This window comes from Sphingobium sp. ba1, assembly GCF_000743655.1.
Classification (GTDB): domain Bacteria; phylum Pseudomonadota; class Alphaproteobacteria; order Sphingomonadales; family Sphingomonadaceae; genus Sphingobium.
In genome coordinates this window covers 299,876-304,408 of the sequence record NZ_JPPQ01000083.1, presented here as the reverse complement: position 1 = coordinate 304,408, position 4,533 = coordinate 299,876, and the positions used below count along the sequence as shown (strand labels likewise).

The following is a 4,533-nucleotide window of genomic DNA, read 5'->3' as shown; positions in this document are numbered from 1 at the left end:
GGTCCCTTTTAGACGCCGATCACCCCGCTAACGGGGTCCCTTTTGCACGCCGATCCACACCCATCGTCACCAGCAGTTCGCGGTCCTTGCTACGCCGCGCACCTTCGCGGAAAAACTGCTGCACCGCCGGACGATTAGACACATAATTCCATTCGCCGTTTCCGGGCCTACGCGACGTCCATTCCTTGTGCGCGCGGTTCATCGGTTCGTGATGGGATGTGCCCATGACGATGCCATATTCGTCCGCCAGCGGACCGTTTTTGGGATCGTCCTCGTTAAAGGCGTTGTTCCACATGGCGGGCCAGAGGTAATTTGCGCGCAACCGCAACAGCAGTTCGAACACCTTCGTATAGAAATCTGCATTCATCCCGCCGAACTTTTCCGCAGTCCATGCGGACAAACAGGGCGCCTCGTTATTCAGGAAGATGCCGCGATAGCGGACCGCCGGCTCACCCTGAAAATAGCTTCCGTAGGAAATGCGGATACGATCCCGCTTAATGACAGGCACATCCGCCCACCAATACCAGGGGGATATGCCGATATTCTGTGACAAATCGTAAATTCCGTAGATCGTGCCGCGCTTGTCGCTGCCGATGATGACCAACGCTTCCTCAATGCCAGGCATCGGGTTACGAACCGTCTGTAAGCTATAGCTTTCCCACTTGCCCTTTATCGGTGCGACATCGATCTTGCCGGTTGCTGCGAGCCGGTCAATCGTCGGACTTTCCCCCAATGTTCCGATCAGCACCATCCGCGGTTGGTCCGGCGTGGGCGAGAAGGAGGCATCCGTTCCGGTTACGCGCCCGACATCTGCGGCAAGGTCGCGGGCCGCCCGTAGCACGCCTGCGAAGTCGCTTGGCTCGACGAAAAGGGGGATGGTCCCGCCGGGACCAGCCAGTTCAAACCCATCACCTTTTCCACCGAAGCTGACCGCTGCGCGCAGAGGACTTGCAGCGAGTGCCGCAGCGATAGATGCAGACAGCATATCACGACGTGACAGCATCAGAATGTTCCCATTTTCCTAAAACGGCCTGACTACTGGAAGAGCGCACTAACCCCATAGCCGTTGGTATAAGAGAGGACGATGCATCGCTGTACCGCCCTCTCTTTTCGTCCTTGTTCAGAAAGTGCCGCGCACACCGACGAGATATTGGACGCCTGGCTTATACTGCGTGAAGGTAGCACCTTCGAACTGGAAGTAGCTGCGCAGGGTGGAGTTGGTGAAGTTTTGAATATCCAGGGTCAACTGCGGCGCGCCCTTCCATCCGAAGACCTTTTCGAGATCAAGACTGGAGGAGAAATCCCACTGCTGATAGTCGTCGGAGTAGAGGGCTGCGGCAGGAATGCCGTTCTGGTTAGCACCGCTGCTTTGCGATCCTTCGCGGAAAGTCGTTGAAACGCGCAGGTTGACGCCGCCATTTTCATAATAGCCGATGACGTTGTAAGTGAACGGTGCGACCCCGAAGGCGGTGGCGGGACCGTCGCTGCGTTGATCGACCAGCGTCGCGTTGGCGTTGAAGCCGAAGCCGCGCACGCCGAAGCGATCGGTCAGGAAATCGAGCGGCTGGACCCACTGAAATTCCAGGCCGTTGACGGTCAGCTTGTTGGGAACGTTGACCTGCGACTGGACCTGGATGGTCGCAGCCGCGGGGCCACCGCGTAAGTTGATGGCCTGCTGCTGCGTGGGATTGAGCGAGTCATAATTGATGCCATATTGGGCGAGGAAGGAGAAAGGCTGGGTGGTGATCTGGTTGTTGGTGAAACCGGTCAGCGACTTGCGGAAAGCGCTAAACGATACCAGACCTTCCTTTCCGGTGTAGAGTTCGACGCCCAGGTCCAGATTGTTGGAGAAATACGGCTTCAACGCAGGGTTGCCGATCGTGGCGGTAGCGGCCGATGGATCGCCAAAGCCAACGCCCGGCAACTGCGCCGCCGGATCTGGGCGCGTCATCGTCTTCGAATAGGCGGCGCGTATCACGGCTAGATCGCCCAGATCATAGGCGACCGTCGCGGCAGGCAGCCATTTTTCATAGCTGTTGCTGGTACGCACGATGGTGACGATGCTGGGATAGCGCGCGCCGTCGGGGAGCGTGGTGGAGGCGGTGGGCGTATTGCGCGGATCGGCGAGCGACACGCGGCCCTCGATTGTCTGGTCGGTCTTGACGTAGCGCACGCCGACATTGAAGCGCAGGTCGTTGTCGCCGATCTGCTGTTTGCCGCTGGCGGTCAGATAGGTGGCGAAGGACTTCTCTCGGATTAGTCCGCCGCTGGCGCCAGTGTTCGAACCACCCGATTCAGGCGCATTGTCATGAAAGGTGTCGTAATTGGACGCTTTCCTGAACTTGTCCCAGTCGACGGTAACGAAACCGGCACGGCCCGGCATCAGGAAGTTGGGCAACTGGCCAACCGGAACGAGCGAACCGCCATAAGTGACGGGACCGGTATGTCCGGCGGTGTAGCCGGTGCCATAGCCCGGATAATTGGGGTAGCCGGTCGATCCGGGCACGACGGACTCTGCACCCACGCAGATCGGCTGACTATTGGGACCGGGCACGAACACATTAGGGTTGCCCCCGCACACGGCATTCTGCCAAGCTTGGCTGTTGTCGAAGCCGCGGATGCGACGGCTGACATCGTCATAATTGCCGCCGAGCTGAATATTAAGCCGCTCATCACCCCACGTCAGCGCGCCGCGAACGCCCTTGGTCTCGTTGACGCGACGTTCGTCTGAAATGTTGACGCGCCCGCCGTTCCAGACGAAATTATTCGGATCGTTAAGGTCAACGTTTGACGTGATCGTCGGCGCGCCATTCGGACTGGCGGCATAGTCCACTGTCACGCCGGTGCCCATCGCGGTGACCGGACCGGCGGTGGGGATTTCCCGGTGAAAGGTACTACGGGTATAATTGGCCTGAACCGACAGTTTCAGGCGATCGCTCATTTCCCAATCCAGACCCGGATTGACGCTATAAAGGTGTGTGGTCTCGGTCAGGGGCCGATATTCGAGGAAGAATTGAGAATTGGCGTAGGTGCCGCTCGTCACCTGGCACCCAGCCGAGCAATCTTCCTTGTCATAGGTGGTATTGGTGGGAATAATCTGTCCATTACGGACGATCCAGGCGATATTCTCGCGCGTCAAATTGTTCTTCTTAAAGCCATAGAGGCCATCGACGTAAAAATGCATTGCGTCATTGGGACGCCATTCGGCGCTGGCGATTGCGTTAATACGGTCGCGCCGACCATATTGCGCGGTAAAGCGGCCAAGACGGGGAATGATGCCATTGTCGATCTGCTGGATAGAGGCACCTGGATTGTTGGCAAGCAGCCATGCCTGATCGATCGTCTGACCCGTAATCAGGCCACCGCCCGCGCCCGCCGGGACGGTGCCGGGGATGGTCCAGTTGCCGCCGCCCGTCGTGTTGCAGCCGGTCGCCGCGCCGCACTGGGCGGTGGTCAGGGCCGGATTCGTGTAGCCAATCGTCTCGAAGCCGCGGTTATCGGTAAACAACCGCTGCCCCGATACACCTACGAGGATACCCACCGTGTCGTTCGTTGTACTGAAGATTGCTGAACCGCGCGCGCCGACCTTATTGACGCCACTCTGGTTGGTACCTTGGATATTATAGGTAAAGCGCGTACCGGGACGATCGAAGGGGCGCGCTGAGCGCATGTCGATATTGCCCGCAGCGCCGCCCTCCAGCAGGTTGGCGGTGTAACTTTTTTTGACCGTCAGCTTCGTAAAGAGATCAGTAGGAAAGAAGCTTAAGTCTACCGAACGATCCGTTCCCTGCGCGTCCGTCGCGCCCGATGAAGACACCGCGATAGGCGCGCCATTTAGCGTTACGTTGGTGAAATTGGAACCAAGCCCGCGGATCGCGACGTTCACACCTTCGCCATTAACGTCACGATTGATCGTGATGCCGGGAATGCGATTGAACGACTCGGCAATATTCGTATCGGGAAATTTACCAATATCCTGCGCAAAGATGGAATCGGTAAAGCCGGTCGATTCGCGCTTGGCATTGGTGGAACTTTGCAACGACGCGCGATAGCCGGTAACCACGATATCATTGGTGGTCGCGACGGGATCGCTTGGTTCGATCTGGAGCGCAGCGACGGTATCTTGGTCGGCGGTGGTCTGACCAACCGCTTGCTGCGCGCAGGCGATAGAACTTAAGGCCGATGCTGCGAACAAGGCCGCGCGAATAGCAGGCTTATGCATTTTCATGGCTTCCTCTCCCTTGTAACTTCCGGTGTTCCGGCAATATGCTATGATAGCGCTACCACCAGGTTGGTGGCAGGGTCCGGCCGCAATGTCAAACCAATTTGACGAAAATCGGTGGCTAAAATGTGCAGTTGGCTTGACCATTATTGATAAATTGATCGATGATAGCATCGTCATTCTGGATGTGTTGGACTGCGAATGATTGCGAGATCATTTCCCCCTCGCGGCAGTCCGTTTGTTTGGCGATGGCGGCCGACACGACAGTCAGGCACCTTCCTGCAAGGCAGTTGGGATGCTTGATGCTCACG

Annotated in this window: 3 protein-coding genes; all 3 read right to left on the bottom strand. The window is 57.8% G+C overall.

Annotated features, from left to right (window positions below; genetic code table 11):
- Nucleotides 1-19 precede the first annotated feature (19 nt).
- Nucleotides 20-1,003 carry a glycosyl hydrolase 115 family protein gene (locus IL54_RS20755; protein ID WP_237748975.1) on the bottom strand — a complete coding sequence of 328 codons (984 nt, stop codon included), beginning with the start codon at nucleotides 1,001-1,003 and terminating at the stop codon, nucleotides 20-22.
- A 117-nt stretch (nucleotides 1,004-1,120) separates the two neighbouring features.
- Nucleotides 1,121-4,228, bottom strand: a complete 3,108-nt coding sequence (locus IL54_RS20750; protein ID WP_037480060.1) for a TonB-dependent receptor — start codon at nucleotides 4,226-4,228, stop codon at nucleotides 1,121-1,123.
- Nucleotides 4,229-4,343: 115 nt separating this feature from the next.
- The coding region (locus tag IL54_RS25570; RefSeq protein ID WP_237748974.1) for a hypothetical protein at nucleotides 4,344-4,533 on the bottom strand (190 nt) is incomplete at its 5' end.